This is a genomic window from Microbispora oryzae, assembly GCF_017896165.1.
Classification (GTDB): domain Bacteria; phylum Actinomycetota; class Actinomycetes; order Streptosporangiales; family Streptosporangiaceae; genus Microbispora; species Microbispora oryzae.
The window spans coordinates 95604-109245 of sequence record NZ_JAFCNB010000011.1; the positions used below are offsets into that span (position 1 = coordinate 95604).

At 70.6% G+C, this 13642-nt stretch carries 15 protein-coding genes and 1 tRNA gene; 12 read left to right on the forward strand and 4 right to left on the reverse strand.

What is annotated here, in order from left to right; genetic code table 11:
* The first annotated feature begins 154 nt into the window (after positions 1-154).
* Positions 155-1546 carry a diaminopimelate decarboxylase gene (gene lysA / locus JOL79_RS20500; RefSeq protein WP_210157477.1) on the forward strand — a complete coding sequence of 464 codons (1392 nt, stop codon included), beginning with the start codon at positions 155-157 and terminating at the stop codon, positions 1544-1546.
* Between the two features lie 29 nt (positions 1547-1575).
* Here lysA and trpS read toward each other — a convergent pair whose 3' ends face one another.
* Positions 1576-2703 (reverse strand): tryptophan--tRNA ligase, encoded by a 1128-nt coding sequence (trpS, locus tag JOL79_RS20505; protein ID WP_210157478.1) that lies wholly within the window; start codon positions 2701-2703, stop codon positions 1576-1578.
* Positions 2704-3004: 301 nt separating this feature from the next.
* Between trpS and JOL79_RS20510 the strand changes: the two genes are divergently transcribed.
* The gene (locus tag JOL79_RS20510; protein ID WP_210157479.1) at positions 3005-3661 is read left to right on the forward strand and encodes a pentapeptide repeat-containing protein; all 657 of its coding nucleotides are present in this window, start codon (positions 3005-3007) and stop codon (positions 3659-3661) included.
* A 26-nt stretch (positions 3662-3687) separates the two neighbouring features.
* Here the strand turns inward: JOL79_RS20510 and JOL79_RS20515 are convergent, their stop codons facing one another.
* The gene (locus tag JOL79_RS20515) at positions 3688-5007 is read right to left on the reverse strand and encodes an NUDIX hydrolase (RefSeq protein ID WP_210157480.1); all 1320 of its coding nucleotides are present in this window, start codon (positions 5005-5007) and stop codon (positions 3688-3690) included.
* Positions 5008-5115: 108 nt separating this feature from the next.
* On the opposite strand from JOL79_RS20515, the gene JOL79_RS20520 reads away from it, so the two are divergent.
* From JOL79_RS20520 to JOL79_RS20530, 3 genes are all read left to right on the forward strand, one after another.
* The gene (locus tag JOL79_RS20520; protein ID WP_210157481.1) at positions 5116-5961 is read left to right on the forward strand and encodes an NAD(P)-dependent oxidoreductase; all 846 of its coding nucleotides are present in this window, start codon (positions 5116-5118) and stop codon (positions 5959-5961) included.
* Positions 5962-6002: 41 nt separating this feature from the next.
* Positions 6003-6947: an aldo/keto reductase gene (locus tag JOL79_RS20525; protein WP_210157482.1), complete on the forward strand. Its 945-nt coding sequence runs from the start codon at positions 6003-6005 to the stop codon at positions 6945-6947.
* 129 nt (positions 6948-7076) lie between these two features.
* Positions 7077-8960: a glycoside hydrolase family 15 protein gene (locus tag JOL79_RS20530; protein WP_210157483.1), complete on the forward strand. Its 1884-nt coding sequence runs from the start codon at positions 7077-7079 to the stop codon at positions 8958-8960.
* Between the two features lie 28 nt (positions 8961-8988).
* Here JOL79_RS20530 and JOL79_RS20535 read toward each other — a convergent pair whose 3' ends face one another.
* The gene (locus JOL79_RS20535) at positions 8989-9549 is read right to left on the reverse strand and encodes an ATP-binding protein (RefSeq protein ID WP_210157484.1); all 561 of its coding nucleotides are present in this window, start codon (positions 9547-9549) and stop codon (positions 8989-8991) included.
* A 147-nt stretch (positions 9550-9696) separates the two neighbouring features.
* Between JOL79_RS20535 and JOL79_RS20540 the strand changes: the two genes are divergently transcribed.
* The 6 genes from JOL79_RS20540 (at position 9697) to JOL79_RS20565 (ending at position 12823) form a co-directional block, all read left to right on the forward strand.
* A complete protein-coding gene (locus tag JOL79_RS20540; protein ID WP_210157485.1) occupies positions 9697-9975 on the forward strand; it encodes a DUF397 domain-containing protein in 279 nt (92 codons plus the stop codon).
* 37 nt (positions 9976-10012) lie between these two features.
* Positions 10013-10918 carry a Sco1979 family transcriptional regulator gene (locus JOL79_RS20545; protein WP_210157486.1) on the forward strand — a complete coding sequence of 302 codons (906 nt, stop codon included), beginning with the start codon at positions 10013-10015 and terminating at the stop codon, positions 10916-10918.
* Between the two features lie 140 nt (positions 10919-11058).
* A complete protein-coding gene (locus JOL79_RS20550) occupies positions 11059-11454 on the forward strand; it encodes an ATP-binding protein (RefSeq protein ID WP_210157487.1) in 396 nt (131 codons plus the stop codon).
* Between the two features lie 292 nt (positions 11455-11746).
* A complete protein-coding gene (locus tag JOL79_RS20555) occupies positions 11747-11866 on the forward strand; it encodes a DLW-39 family protein (protein WP_210157488.1) in 120 nt (39 codons plus the stop codon).
* Positions 11867-11905: 39 nt separating this feature from the next.
* The gene (locus JOL79_RS20560) at positions 11906-12658 is read left to right on the forward strand and encodes an HAD-IA family hydrolase (RefSeq protein ID WP_210157489.1); all 753 of its coding nucleotides are present in this window, start codon (positions 11906-11908) and stop codon (positions 12656-12658) included.
* Positions 12659-12750: 92 nt separating this feature from the next.
* Positions 12751-12823 (forward strand) — tRNA-Ala (locus tag JOL79_RS20565).
* A 48-nt stretch (positions 12824-12871) separates the two neighbouring features.
* On the opposite strand, the gene JOL79_RS34205 is transcribed toward JOL79_RS20565, so the two are convergent.
* On the reverse strand, positions 12872-13294 hold the full coding sequence (locus tag JOL79_RS34205; protein WP_210157490.1) for a tyrosine-type recombinase/integrase: 423 nt from the start codon (positions 13292-13294) through the stop codon (positions 12872-12874).
* On the opposite strand from JOL79_RS34205, the gene JOL79_RS20575 reads away from it, so the two are divergent.
* On the forward strand, positions 13282-13632 hold the full coding sequence (locus tag JOL79_RS20575; protein ID WP_210157491.1) for a helix-turn-helix domain-containing protein: 351 nt from the start codon (positions 13282-13284) through the stop codon (positions 13630-13632). The two genes, JOL79_RS34205 and JOL79_RS20575, sit on opposite strands and share 13 nt — an antisense overlap.
* Positions 13633-13642: the final 10 nt, after the last annotated feature.

A 13642-nucleotide genomic window follows, 5' to 3' on the forward strand; every position in this document is an offset into this window, starting at 1 on the left:
GCGTCAACCGGGCGTCAGTGTTTGGCGCGGGCCCATCAGGAAGGCGTCAGGAGGACTCCTCATCCACCAGAGACATGCTTAGCGTCGATTTTGTCCCGATTTAAGCGCTGTCCGAGCTGAATGCACCGGAGCGCCGGAGGGAGTAGGGGGAGTCATGAGCGTCGTGACCAGGCACGCCGTCAGCGGCGACGTCGGAAACCTTGCCACCGGAAACCTTGCCACCGGGGAGACGCCGAACCGGGTCGTGCGCACGCCCGGCCCCTCGCCCTGGCCGGCCACGGCCCGGTTCGGCGACGACGGACGGATGACGGTCGGCGGGGTCGACCTGCTGGAGATCGCGACCCGGTTCGGCACACCGGCCTACGTGATGGACGAGACGGACGTCCGCCTCCGCTGCCGCGACTACCGTGCCGCGCTGCCGGGGGCCGAGATCGCCTACGCGGCGAAGGCGTTCCTGTGCCGGGCGATGGCCGTGTGGGTGCGGTCGGAGGGGCTCGGCCTCGACGTCTGCTCCGCGGGTGAGCTGGCCGTGGCGCGGGCCGCCGGGTTCCCGGCCGGGCGGATCATTATGCACGGCAACGCCAAGACCCCGGCCGAGCTGCGCGCCGCGGTGGACGAGGGCGTCGGACGCATCGTGATCGACAACCTCGCGGAGATCAACCGGCTGGCGGCGCTCGTCCCGCCGGGGACCCGGCAGCGGGTCCTGGTCCGAGTGATCCCCGACATCGACGCCGGGGCCCACGCCGCGATCCGGACCGGCGGCGAGGACCACAAGTTCGGTCTCTCCATCACCGCCGGGGCGGCCGGGGAGGCGGTCAGCCGTGTCCTGGCCCAGCCCCGGCTCGAACTGGCCGGCCTGCACTGCCATCTCGGATCGCAGATCGGCGAGGTGGAGCCGTACGAGCGGGCGGCCCGGGTCCTGGTGGAGCAGCTCGCCCGCATCCGGGAGGCCCACGGCGTGATCCTGCCGGAGCTCGACCTCGGGGGAGGCCACGCGATCGCCTACGCGGACGGGCAGCACGGCCTGGCTCCACACCGGCTGGCCGCCGTGGCCCACGCGGTGCGGGAGCGCTGCGCCGGCGCGGGTCTGCCGGCCCCGCACCTGGTCATCGAGCCGGGACGGGCGGTCAGCGGCCCGGCGGGTGTGACGCTCTATCGCGTCATCGCGGTCAAGAAGGGCCTGCGCCGCACCTACGTCGCGGTCGACGGCGGGATGAGCGACAACCCCCGGCCCGCCATGTACGGCTCCCGCCACGAGATCCGCCTGGTCGGCCGCGCGACGCGGGCCGGCGTCCGGGATCACACCGTGGTCGGGCATCACTGCGAGACGGGCGACACCCTGGGCGAGGGCGTTCCCCTGCCCGCCGACATCCGGCCGGGAGACGTGCTGGCGGTGGCCGCGACGGGGGCCTACAACCACTCGATGGCCTCGACGTACAACATGACGGGCCGCCCGCCGGTCGTCGCCGTCAGCAGGGGCAGGGCCCGGCTGGTGGTCCGGCGGGAAGGCCCGGAAGATCTCATGCGCCGAGACGTCGGCCTGTGAGCCGCGTGCCCCTCAGCATTCGGTCCCCTTCAGTAGTCGGTCCTCGTCGCGGCGCGGACCTCGCCGAGTGTCGTCTCGGCGATGGCCTCGGCGCGGGCGTTGCCCTCCCTCAGGATCGCCCGGAGGTGCCCGCGGTCGGCGGCGTAGGCGGAGCGGCGGGCCCGCAGGGGCGCGAGGTGCTCGTTGACCGCCTCGGTGACCAGCCTCTTCAGCGCCGCGGCTCCCCCGTCGCCGACCTCGTCGGCCACCTGGCGCGGATCACGGCCAAGGCACAGGGCGGCGAGCAGCACCAGGTTGGCGACTTCGGGCCGCGCCACCGGGTCGTACGTGATGTGCCGCAGCGCGTCGGTCTTGGCGCCGCGGATCAGCCGCGCGGTCTCGTCGGCGCTCGCCGCGAGGGCGATGGCGTTGCCGCGGCTCTTGCTCATCTTGCCGCCGTCGGTGCCGAGGAGCAGCGGGGCGTCGGACAGCAGCGCGTCGGGCTCGGGCAGGAGCACCCCGGCCGCCCTGCCGTACCTGGCGTTGAAGCGCCGGGCGACGGTGCGGGTGACCTCCAGGTGGGGAAGCTGATCCTGCCCGACGGGCACCAGGTTGGCCTTGCAGAACAGGATGTCGGCCGCCTGGTGGACGGGATAGACGTACATCAGCCCGCTCACCGACGAGCGGCGCGAATGGGCGATCTCATCCTTGACCGTGGGGTTGCGGTTCAGCTCCGGCACCGAGACCAGGCTGAGAAACGGCAGGAGGAGCTGGTTGAGGGCGGGTACGGCGCTGTGGGCGAAGATCGTGGCACGCTCGGGGTCGACACCCACGGCGAGATAGTCGAGCACCAACTCCTCGACGTTCTCGGTGAGGCGGTCGGCGACGTCGCGATCGGTGAGCACCTGATAGTCGGCGATCACCACCATCAGCTCCACACCGCTGTCCTGCAGGCGTACGCGGTTGCGCAGGGTGCCGAAGTAGTGGCCGAGGTGCAGCCGGCCGGTGGGCCGGTCGCCGGTCAGCACCCGGAACCGTCCGGGGTCCGTCGCGAGCTGGTCTTCGATCTCGGCGCTGCGCCGGCGGGCGGCGGACAGGCCGAGCGGGTCCGGCCCGCCGGCGTCCTCGCCCGGACGGGCGTCGGCGGTGTCGGCGCTGGAGTAGGCCGTGGTGGGCATTGGTTCTCCTGGTCTGATGGGAGTGGGTGCTGGATTCCGGTCGGGTGCCGGCCGCCGGTGGGGCCCACTCTTCGATCAGTTCCGGAGAACTTCCGAGAACGCGGAAGGGCCGTCCATCCGAACGGCCCTCGCCATACGCGTCAGGGGTGGCCGCTCCTAAGGGGAGCGCCACCAGTTCGCACATGGCGGACGACGCATGCGACAAGCGTACGCCCGCGCACCCGCAGTTCTCAAGATCGAAACCAGCTCTGTGCGGGGTCCTGGCGGTACTGTGACCGCATGCTTCGACGCCGAGACCGTCATGGCTGACCGCCCGCGGACCAGGCCCGCGCCCCCGACGGAGACCACGATCGACTCGGCCGACTGGGACAGCCGGGACCTGTCCGGCGAGACGTACCGCCGGGTCGCCTTCGTCGACGTGGACATGACGGAGGCGTTCGGCCGGGGCGCCGACTTCTCCGAATGCCACTTCCGGGGCGTCCGGTTCAACGCGTCGATCCACACGGACGCGGCGTTCGTCAACTGCGCCTTCACCCGCTGCACCTTCTTCGACACCACGTTCACCGCCTGCAAGCTCGTGGGCAGCGTGTTCGACGGCTGCACGTTCGACCTGCTCAAGGTGGACGGCGGCGACTGGTCGTACACGTCCCTCGCCGGGGCCGACCTGCGCCGGGCGACCTTCGACGGCGTCCGGATGCGCGAGGCCGACCTGGGCGGAGCCCGGTGCGCCGGAGCCACCCTGCGGGGGCTGGACCTCTCCGGCGCCTGGTTCCACAACGCCGACCTGTCCCGCTGCGACCTGCGCGGCAGCGACCTCTCCTCGGTGAACGTTCAGACGGTGACGCTGGCGGGCGCCGTCATCGATCCGTACCAGGCGGTGACGATCGCCGCCGGGCTGGGCTTCGACGTACGAGGCGACATCGAGAGGGCCGGACGGCGACCGCGCGCCCCCAGGTAAGGCGCGCCCTCAGGGCAGGCGGACGATCAAGAGAGGCGGGCGATCATCTCCCGGTCCGCGTACGGCAGGCGGCTCGCGCTCACGGCGGCCCGAGGCAGCCACCGGACCCGCCCGCCCGTGAGACCGCCCGTAACACCGTCCGAATCACCGCCTGTGACCCCGCCCGGCAGACCCTCCGGCGCGTTCTCCGGCGAGGGCGCCCAGGCGGTCGCGAACGTGAAACGGCGCCCGGGCCGGCCCGACGGCGACACGTAGTCCTCCGCGCCGAGGAAGCGCGTCCCGTCGCCGGGCGCGAGCCGGGCGACCGCCTCGTCGAGCCCTTCCCCCGGCTTGACGACGGTCGAGGGGAGCCGGTCGGTCTCCTCATCGGAGATCACCAGCACGCTGCCGTGCTGGTGGGCGACCACGCAGGCCGACAACTCCGCGAACCCGGCGCGTACGGCCTCGGCCGCCAATTCGGCGGCGCCCGGAGTCGTCCAGCCGTGCAGGGAGAAGGCGTCCGCGCGGCAGACCGCCGCCACCCCGGCGCGGGAGTAGGGGACCATGCGATCGGGCAGCCGGTCGGGCGGAAACCAGGCCAGCTCGGCGCACTTGTGCGGCTCGGCGTTGACCGGAGTGCCGGACATGCCGGTGGTGGTGAGGAACATCCCGATCCGCGCCGTTCCGCCGGGGTTCCGGTGGTGCATGACGTGGGCCACCCGGCACTCGCCGACCTCGATCCCCAGCTCCTCCCTGGCCTCGCGGGCCGCCGCGGCGACGACTGACTCCCCCTCCTCCAGGTGCCCGGACGGCATGATGTGCCACTCGCCGTCGGCGTAGCCGGTGTCCTGCCTGCGGCCGAGCAGTACCCGTCCGCTCTCGTCGAACAGCAGCAGATGGACGTCGACCACGGGCCGGTAGCGTCCCGGCGCCGTGGCCACGTCGAGCAGCGCAGGCAGGCCCGCGCCCTCCGCGGCGAGGAACGTGGCCAGCTCGGCCGGGACGAAGTTGAGCCCGCCGGCGTCCTCCGGCCGGATGCGCCTGATCTCGTAGACACCATTGTCCGGGTCGAGGAACTCGGGGCCGCTGCGGCGCGACAGGTCCATGGACACCAGCCGGCAGGCGTACACCGTGCTGAGCCGGCCGGGCTCGGCCAGCGAGAAGACCCGCAGCGCGGGCCCGGCGACCGCCCCGAGCTCCTCGTCCAGCTCCCGGCGCAGGGCCAGCTCGGGAGAGGCGTCCGTCGGCTCGACCCCGCCGCCCGGTGTGGTCCAGTACGGCTCGACCCCTGGCCGTACGCGCCGGAACAGGATGATCTCGTCGCCGTCGAAGAGGATGGCCCGCACGCCGTGCCGCACAGAGGTCATGGGAATCATCCTGCTGCATCCGGGGAGGGGCTTACGGGGTGATCCGCCCGAAGGACGTTCTGGTGGCCTTACTACGGTGAGGGAAGACGACGAGCGAAGGGAGCGCTGATGCGCGTCGCGGTGCTGGGGATGGGCCAGATGGGCCGGGCGCTGGCGCGGCGGCTGCTCAGGAACGAGTACGCGGTGACCGTGTGGAACCGCACTCCGGGCAGGGCAGGCGAGGTGCTCGACGAGGGCGGCGTGGAGGCGTCCGCGCCGGAGGAGGCGGCGGCCGGCAAGGACGCGGTGGTGCTCTCGCTGTCCGACGACGCGGCCGTCCGGGCGGTGATGGAACGGCTGACGGGCATGGAGCCCGGCCCGATCGTGGTCGACACGAGCACCGTCTCCCCCGGTACGTCGAGGGCCCTGCGCGAGCTGGCGCCGGGCCACCGGTTCGTCGCCGCGCCGATCGCCGGCGGCCCCGCCGCCCTCCTGGAGGGCAAGGCGACCACTCTCATCGGCGGCGCGGAGGCACTCGTCTCGCGCCTGGAGCCGATCTGGGCCGACCTGTACGACGCCGCGACCTACTGCGGGGAGGACCCGGGCCACGCGTCGGCGTTCAAGCTGCTCAACAACTACCTGCTGATGTCCGGCCTCGCGGTTCTCGCCGAGGTTGTGGTGACGGCGCAGGGCGCCGGGCTGGACGAGAGCCTCACCCGCGACCTGCTGTCGCGTTCGCCGCTGGTGGCGCCCGGTCTCCGCAACCGGCTGGACGATCTCATCTCCGGCGACCACCGGGGCTGGTTCACCACCCGGCTCGGCGCCAAGGACCTGCGCCTCGCCCGCGAGCTGGCGGAGGAGTCCGGGGTGGCCGCCCCGCTCGTGCGAGTCATGGAGGGACGCTACGACGAGGCGGCCGCGCGCGGCTGGGACGGCCACGACATCGCCGCCGTCATCGAGCTGCTCCGCGAGTAGGCGGGGCCGTTGCACAGGAAAAGATCAACGAAGGAAGCGACATGAGCGACATGACGTACCGCAGGCTGGGGGACTCGGGGCTGGTCGTGTCCGCCCTCGGCCTCGGGGCGAACAACTTCGGGCGCAGGATCGACCTCGACGCCACCCGGGCCGTGGTGGATGCCGCCTTTGACGCCGGCGTCACGCTCATCGACACCGCCGACATCTACGGCGAATCTGAGACCTACCTGGGCCAGGTGCTGAAGGGCCGCCGCGACCAGGTCGTCCTGGCGACCAAGTTCGGCGGCGACCTGCAGGGGGCCAATGGCCCCGACTGGAACGCCCGGGGCTCCCGGCGCTACATCCGCAGGGCGGTCGAGCGGTCGCTGCGCCGCCTGCAGACCGACTGGATCGACCTCTACCAGTACCACTTCCCGGACCCGGCGACCCCGGTGGAGGAGACCCTGGCGGCCCTGTCGGAGCTGGTCAGGGAGGGCAAGGTCAGGTACGTCGGCTCGTCCAACTTCGCCGGCTGGCAGGTGACGGACGCCGAATGGATCGCCCGCGGCGAGGGCCACGTCCGCTTCGTGAGCGCGCAGAACGAGTACAGTCTGCTCGACCGGCGGGCCGAGCGCGAACTGGTCCCGGCGCTCCTGCACCACGGCGTGGGCCTGCTGCCCTACTTCCCGCTGGCCAACGGCATGCTGACCGGCAAGTACCGCAGGGGCGAGCAGGCGCCCGAGGGCACCCGGCTGGCCGGCCGGCACGACTACCTCAGCGACGAGCGGTTCGACGTCGTCGAGCGGCTCGACGACTTCGCCCGGCGGCAGGGCGTGGGACTGCTCGACGTCGCCATCGGCGGGCTCCTCGCGCAGCCGGCCGTGTCGTCGGTGATCGCCGGCGCCACCAGGCCGGAGCAGGTCAAGGCCAACGCCGTCGCCGCGGCCTGGGTGCCGGACGAGGCGGCCCTCGCCGAGCTGGACGAGATCGCCCCCCGCCCCAGCTGACCCTCACGCCCCGCACGCGCAGACCCGGGCTCCCCGCTGAGAGGGGCCCGGGTCCCCGTCGTACGGTGGGAAGCGGTACAGGCCGCGGCCCGGGCGGCACGGGGGAAACCGGGCGGGGAGAAGGCCGGCATGTCCACACACGGCGGCGGAGCGGAACCGTACCGGCCCCTGCTGGGGTCGTCGCACACCCGGGAGTGGGCCGGCCGCACCAAGCCCCGTTATCCGCCGATCGCGGAACACGGCCTGATCGGCGATCTGCGCACGGTCGCCCTCGTCGGCACCTGCGGCACCATCGACTGGTACTGCTGCCCGCGCTTCGACTCTCCCAGCGTGTTCGGCTCGATCCTCGACGCCGACCGCGGCGGGTCGTTCACGCTCTCCCCGGACACGCCCGCGCGGACCAGGCAGTTCTACTTCCCGGACACGAACGTCCTGATCACCCGCTTCTCGGCGCCCGACGGGGTGGGCGAGGTCCAGGACTTCATGCCCATCAGCGAGGAATCACGCGAGATCGACCGCCACCGGCTGATCCGCCGGGTGCTCTGCGTGCGCGGCTCCCTGCCGTTCCGGGCCAGGATGGCCCCCCGGTTCGGTTACGGCGCTGAGCCGCACACCGTCACCGTGACCGGTCACCGCGCGGTCTTCGAGTCGCCGTCGCTGTCCCTCACGCTCACCGGCTCCGCGCCCCTTGAGCAGGACGGCCTTGACGTCTACTCCGAGTTCAAACTGCACGAGGGGGAGACGGCCGTCTTCGCGCTCGACCGCTGCGGCGACGACATCGCCATGCGGGGCTGCCCGATCCAGGAGGCCGAGGAGCAGTTCGAGGCGACCGTGCGGTTCTGGCGCCGCTGGCTCTCCCAGTCGCGCTACCGGGGGCGGTGGCGCGAGATGGTGCACCGGTCGGCGCTGACCCTGAAGCTCCTCACGTACGCGCCGACGGGCGGCATCGTCGCCGCCCCGACGACCAGCCTGCCCGAACGGATAGGCGGCCGGCGCAACTGGGACTACCGCTACGTGTGGATCCGCGACGCCGCGTTCTGCGTCTACGCGCTGCTCCGGCTGGGCTTCATGGAGGAGGCCGAGGCGTTCATGGCGTTCCTGTCCGAGCACGTCACCACGTGCGGCGACGACGGGCCGTCCGGGCCGCTGCAGATCATGTACGGCATCGACGGCCGGTGCGAGCTGCCCGAGACCGAGCTGTGCCATCTGGAGGGCTACGAGGGCTCGGGGCCGGTCCGGGTCGGCAACAACGCCGTCGGGCAGCTCCAGCTCGACATCTACGGCGCGCTCATCGACTCGATCTATCTGTACGACAAGTGGGGCGAGCAGATCTCCAGCGACCGCTGGGACGAGGTCTGCAGGCTCGTCGGCTGGGTGTGCCGCAACTGGGACCGTCCGGACGAGGGCATCTGGGAGACGCGCCACGGGCGCAAGGACTACGTCTACTCGCGGCTGATGTGCTGGGTGGCGATCGAGCGCGCCATCCGCCTGGCCATCCGCCGCGGGCTGCCCGCCGACCTGCGGCACTGGCAGAAGTCGCGTGACGCGATCTACCGGCAGATCATGGCGCGGGGCTGGTCGCCGCGGCTCCGGGCGTTCAGCCAGTATCTCGACGGCGACGTGCTCGACGCCTCGGTCCTCATGATGCCGCTGTCGAGGTTCGTCTCGCCGGCCGACCCCAAGTGGCTCTCGACGCTCGACGCCCTCAGCCGGGAGCTGGTGTCGGACTCGCTCGTCTACCGCTACGACACCCGGCTCAGCCCGGACGGCCTGGACGGCGAGGAGGGCACGTTCTCCATCTGCTCGTTCTGGTACGTGGAGGCGCTGGCCCGCGCCGGGCGGATCGACGAGGCCCGGCTGGCGTTCGAGAAGATGCTCACGTACGCCAACCACCTGGGCCTCTACGCGGAAGAGATCGGACACACCGGCGAGCAGCTGGGCAACTTCCCGCAGGCGTTCACTCACCTGTCGCTGATCAGCGCCGCCTTCTACCTGGACCGGATCCTCGGGTGACCGATCCAGGCCCGAGGCGGGGGCCTGGTCAGCCCAGTGAGCCGGCGCGGGGCCGGCTCTGGCAGAAGCCCGCCCAGACGGCCTTGCCCGTCGGCCGCAGGTGGGTCCATCCCCACATGCGGCTGACGCCCGCGACCACCTGGAGCCCGCGGCCCGTCTCCGCGACGTGGTCGGGCTCCCGGATCACGGGGGCTTCGTTGCTCGGGTCGGTGACCACGCACAACAGCGAACGGCAGGACCGGAACAGCAGCAGCCGGACGGGCACCGTGTGGATCGCCGGGTGCCGCAGGCCGTGCCGTACCGCGTTGGTGACGAGTTCGCAGACCGCGAGCGTCGCGTCGTCGGCCATCTCGGCGAACGACCAGCTCCGCATGACGTCCATCGTGAAGCGCCGGGCGGTGCGCGCGGGCATGCTCTCGAACGCGAACTCGTGGACGGCCACGCGCAGGACGACCGACCGATCGTCCTCAGGGGCCCAGGGCCACCGCATTCCGTCCGGAAAGACCTGCCCCAGCGTGCTCAGCCAGGGCTCCCAGCCCTCGGCGTCGGCCGCCGCGAGGGGAGCCTGGTCTGTCCGGTAACCAGTCATTAATGGCCCTATGAGGTTGCTGTCGGTCATGTGACGGGATGACTCAGTTAGTCATACTGCTCTGAATGATGCCTGTGTGCAAGTACGGATGCACGTGCAAACGCACATACCCGTATTCTTTCCGCGGTTCGAAGAGAAGGGGCGGGGATGACGGGCGTGCACAACGGGATGTCGGCGAGCCTTCTGGGGGATGTGGCCTGGCACAAGAGCCGGCACAGCAACCCCAACGGCAACTGCGTGGAGATTGCCCGGCTCGCGGACGGACGTGTGGCCGTACGGAACTCACGTCACCCGGCGGGCCCGGTGCTGGTTTACCGGCGGGAGGACGTTCTGGCGTTCGTGGAGTCCACCAAAGCGGGTGATTTCGACGATCTCCTCGGTGGCCGTCGAGACCGCTTGCACGAAGGGGTGGGACGAGTATCGTAAACGTCGCGTAAACGACGGTGCACCCGAAGGACCTCATATGACTGCGGCCCCCATGGAGGGTGCGCCTCAACCGGCGGAGCGGACGGCACAGCCGTCCAGAAGCCCCACGGTCCTGAGGCTCCTCATCGGCACCCAGTTGCGCCGCCTCCGGGAGAGACGGCACATCCTCCTGGAAGAGGCCGGGCGGGCGATCCGCGCGTCCCACTCGAAGATCAGCCGGATGGAGCTCGGCCGCGTCAGCTTCCGCGTGCGCGACGTGGCCGATCTCCTCACGCTGTACGGCGTCACCGACGAGAGCGAGCGGGAGGCGCTGCTCTCCCTGGTGGCGCAGGCCAACGCGCCCGGCTGGTGGCATTACTACGACGACGTCCTGCCGTCCTGGTTCGAGACGTACGTCGGGCTGGAGCAGTCCGCCGTCTCGATCAGGAACTACGAGGTCCAGTTCGTTCCGGAGTTGTTGCAGACCGAGGACTACGCGCGGGTGATGGTGCGGCTGGCGCACCCGGGCGCGCACGCCGACGAGGTCGAGCGCCGGGTGCGGCTGCGGATGGACCGGCAGAAGGTGCTGACCCGGCCGGGCCCCGCCACGCTGTGGGCGGTCGTCGACGAGGCGGTCCTGCGGCGGCCCGTCGGCGGCGCGGAGGTGATGCGAGCGCAGCTCCGGCACCTGCTCGACCTGCTGGAACGCCCCAACGTGTCGCTGCAGATCCACTCCTTCAGCGTGGGAGGCCATGCCGCCGCGGGCGGCCCGTTCAGTGTGCTCCGATTCGCCGAAGCGGACATTCCGGATGTTGTCTATCTGGAGCAGTTGATTAGCGCCATTTATCTGGACAAACGGGACGAAACGGACCGTTATCTGGCTGTCATGGAACGGCTCTGCGTCGAAGCCGAGACGGTCTCGGAAACCAGGAAATTGCTGAACCAGGTCATGACGGCGCTCTGAGCGGGGCCTCGGCGTCCGGCGTACCGTTGCCATGTCCGCCTCCCGTCACACACCGGGCGCAAGCCGTACCGGTAAACACGTGTTAGGCGCGCATGTGCGGTAAAGGGAGTATTACCAGTGCTGCTGGAGCAGGGAGGGCGGTGAGGACCTTGACGGGCGGCCTGCTGAGCCTGGAGTTCGACCGAAGTACGGTCACCCGGGTGCGGCATCTCGTCACGGTCTCGGCGCACGAGGCCGGGCTGGACGGTATGGCCCTGGAGGACTTCGTGCTGGCTGTGCACGAGGCGGTCACCAACGCGGTGCGGTACGGCACGCCTCCGCGCGACATCACCCTCTACCGCGAGAAGAGCTCGCTCGTCTGCGAGGTGAGCGACAGCGGGCCCGGCATCCCCCCAGAGGCCCTCGACAAGGACGCGGCGACGACCCGCTTCGACTTCGGCGGCCGTGGACTCTGGCTGATGAACCGCCTCGCCGACCTGTCCGTCCGCACCGGACCTCGCGGCACCGTCATCAGGCTCTGCGTGCTGCTGGTCTGATCATCGGCGGGCACGCGGCCCCGGAGCCGGTCCGAAAACCCCGGGACGCCCCCACGGAGCCCCACGGTGCCGCTAGGGTTAGCCCCAACGCGACCTGGGCACTTCTGATCTCACCGACTCGCCGCAGGGATTGACCGGCGAGCCCGACGGGCAAGCCGTTACCGATAATTCGGTTCACCAGAATCTGGAGCAAACCGGGCCGGGTACCGAAGCCTTGCTAGGCTGCAGGGAACCGTAGAACCGGGCGTTGTCTCACCCGGCAGGTGAGACCGTTGAGAAGTGGGGTCACACCGTGAAGAAGCTGATTGTTCTCGCCCTGGTCGCTCTTGGCGGACTTCTTGTCTGGCGCAAGGTGCAGGCCGACCGTGCTGAGCTGGACCTGTGGACAGAGGCCACCGGTAGCGAGAACTGACCACACAGGATGGTGCGTGATCGTGGCGAAGGTGCGGGAATGACGCCCGTGAGGCTGGCCTGCCTTGATCTGGCCGGGACCACGATCGGTGACATCGACATGCTGGAACGGGCCTTCGCCGAGGCGATCGCCACGCAGGGCATCGTGCCCGGGACCAGTGCGTATGCGCGTGCGATGGTGCATGTGCACAGGTCCCGGGGCTGCCCGAAGATCGAGGTGTTCCGCGGGATCTTCCCCGGCAACGAGGCTCAGGCGCAGGCCGCGAACCTGACATTCGAGCGCGCCTACGAGGGGGCGATCGAGCGGACGGGCCTCGCCCCGGCGCCGGGCATGGTGGAGGCGCTCGAGAGGCTGCGGAACGCCGACATGAGGATCGCGCTGATCACCGGCTTCAGCAGGCCGACCCTGAGCCGGGTGCTGAGCTCGCTCAGCTGGGCCGACAAGCTCGATCTCGCCATCTGCCCTGAGGACGCCGGGCGCGGGCGTCCGTACCCCGACATGGTCCTGACGGCCGTCCTCCGATCCGGGATCGAAGACGTCCGGCAGGTGGCCGTCGCGGGCGACTCCGAGAGCGACATGCTCTGCGGCCGCCGGGCCGGCGCCTCGATCGTCGCCGGGGTCCTGACCGGCGTGCACAGCCGCGAGCGCCTGGTCGGCGGAGGAGCCACCCACATCATCGACTCGATCGCCGACCTGCCCGCGTTGCTGCTCGCCGACCGTCCCACCGACGGCGTCCCCGGCGTGGTCACACACGGAGTGGCGATGCGCGACGTGGCCCCCAGCAGCAACTGATGGCGTGTGGTCGAGTGGCGCGCGTACTCACGCTGTTGCTACCGTGTACCCGACCGCGTCGTGATCTGTCGTTTCCGCCGGCCGGCGGATGAGGGGCCTTAGCTCAGCTGGCAGAGCGCCTGCTTTGCAAGCAGGAAGTCAGGGGTTCGAATCCCCTAGGCTCCACCTCGAAAAACACCGCCTCCCTGATCTTGGGAAGCGGTGTCCGGGCCATTAGCTCGTGTCGGCATTGCGCTCCGCCTCGACCCGCGCGCTAAGCGCATCGGCGATCTTCTGATCCGCGTCGCGTGTCGCGTGCTGGTAGATGAGCGCCGCCCGGTCGCTGTCGTGCCCCATCCGCGCTTTGAGATCGGCCAGGCTCGCGCCCGACTGCGCGGCGAGCGTGTTGTCCGTGTGCCGCAGGTCGTGGAAGTGCAGACCCTTGACGCCCATCTCCTTGAGTGCTTCCGCCCACTTGGCCTCACGCCGGAAGTTGCCACCGCGCAGGAACGCCCCTCGCTTACCGAGAAAGACGAACGCGTCATCGGCCTGGTCGACGAACTCGGCCAGGTGCTCGCTTACTGAGGTTGAACTCGTGGTGTCGTAGGGGCTGATGGCTCGTCGTCCGTCGGTATCACCGGAGCATGCGATATCCACAAGGAGGCGGGCTGACTGCCGAACGGCAGCAGTTCCGCGAGGAGTTACGGCTCAAGGCGGCCGAGCGGTTCGCCCAGGGCGAGGCGAGCTCGGTCATCGCCAAGGCCCTGCGCGTCAACGTCCGCTCGGTACAACGGTGGCGGCAGAAGTGGGAGCAGGGCGGTCCACGGGCCCTGCGGTCGCAGGGGCCGGCATCGCTGCCGAGGCTGAGCCAGGAGCAGTTCGCGCAGCTGGAGGCGGAGCTGGCCAAGGCGCCGACCGCGCACGGCTGGGAGGACCAGCGCTGGACACTGGCGCGGATCAAGACGGTGATCGGTCGGCGCTTTCACATGGCCTAAACGATCCAGG

What these genes read in the sequence shown, in the direction of transcription:
- lysA (WP_210157477.1), top strand. Translation starts at nt 155, where the DNA reads ATGAGCGTCGTGACCAGGCACGCCGTCAGCGGCGACGTCGGAAACCTT.
- trpS (WP_210157478.1), bottom strand. Translation starts at nt 2,703, where the DNA reads ATGCCCACCACGGCCTACTCCAGCGCCGACACCGCCGACGCCCGTCCG.
- JOL79_RS20510 (WP_210157479.1), top strand. Translation starts at nt 3,005, where the DNA reads ATGGCTGACCGCCCGCGGACCAGGCCCGCGCCCCCGACGGAGACCACG.
- JOL79_RS20515 (WP_210157480.1), bottom strand. Translation starts at nt 5,007, where the DNA reads ATGACCTCTGTGCGGCACGGCGTGCGGGCCATCCTCTTCGACGGCGAC.
- JOL79_RS20520 (WP_210157481.1), top strand. Translation starts at nt 5,116, where the DNA reads ATGCGCGTCGCGGTGCTGGGGATGGGCCAGATGGGCCGGGCGCTGGCG.
- JOL79_RS20525 (WP_210157482.1), top strand. Translation starts at nt 6,003, where the DNA reads ATGAGCGACATGACGTACCGCAGGCTGGGGGACTCGGGGCTGGTCGTG.
- JOL79_RS20530 (WP_210157483.1), top strand. Translation starts at nt 7,077, where the DNA reads ATGTCCACACACGGCGGCGGAGCGGAACCGTACCGGCCCCTGCTGGGG.
- JOL79_RS20535 (WP_210157484.1), bottom strand. Translation starts at nt 9,549, where the DNA reads ATGACTGGTTACCGGACAGACCAGGCTCCCCTCGCGGCGGCCGACGCC.
- JOL79_RS20540 (WP_210157485.1), top strand. Translation starts at nt 9,697, where the DNA reads ATGACGGGCGTGCACAACGGGATGTCGGCGAGCCTTCTGGGGGATGTG.
- JOL79_RS20545 (WP_210157486.1), top strand. Translation starts at nt 10,013, where the DNA reads ATGACTGCGGCCCCCATGGAGGGTGCGCCTCAACCGGCGGAGCGGACG.
- JOL79_RS20560 (WP_210157489.1), top strand. Translation starts at nt 11,906, where the DNA reads ATGACGCCCGTGAGGCTGGCCTGCCTTGATCTGGCCGGGACCACGATC.
- JOL79_RS20575 (WP_210157491.1), top strand. Translation starts at nt 13,282, where the DNA reads ATGCGATATCCACAAGGAGGCGGGCTGACTGCCGAACGGCAGCAGTTC.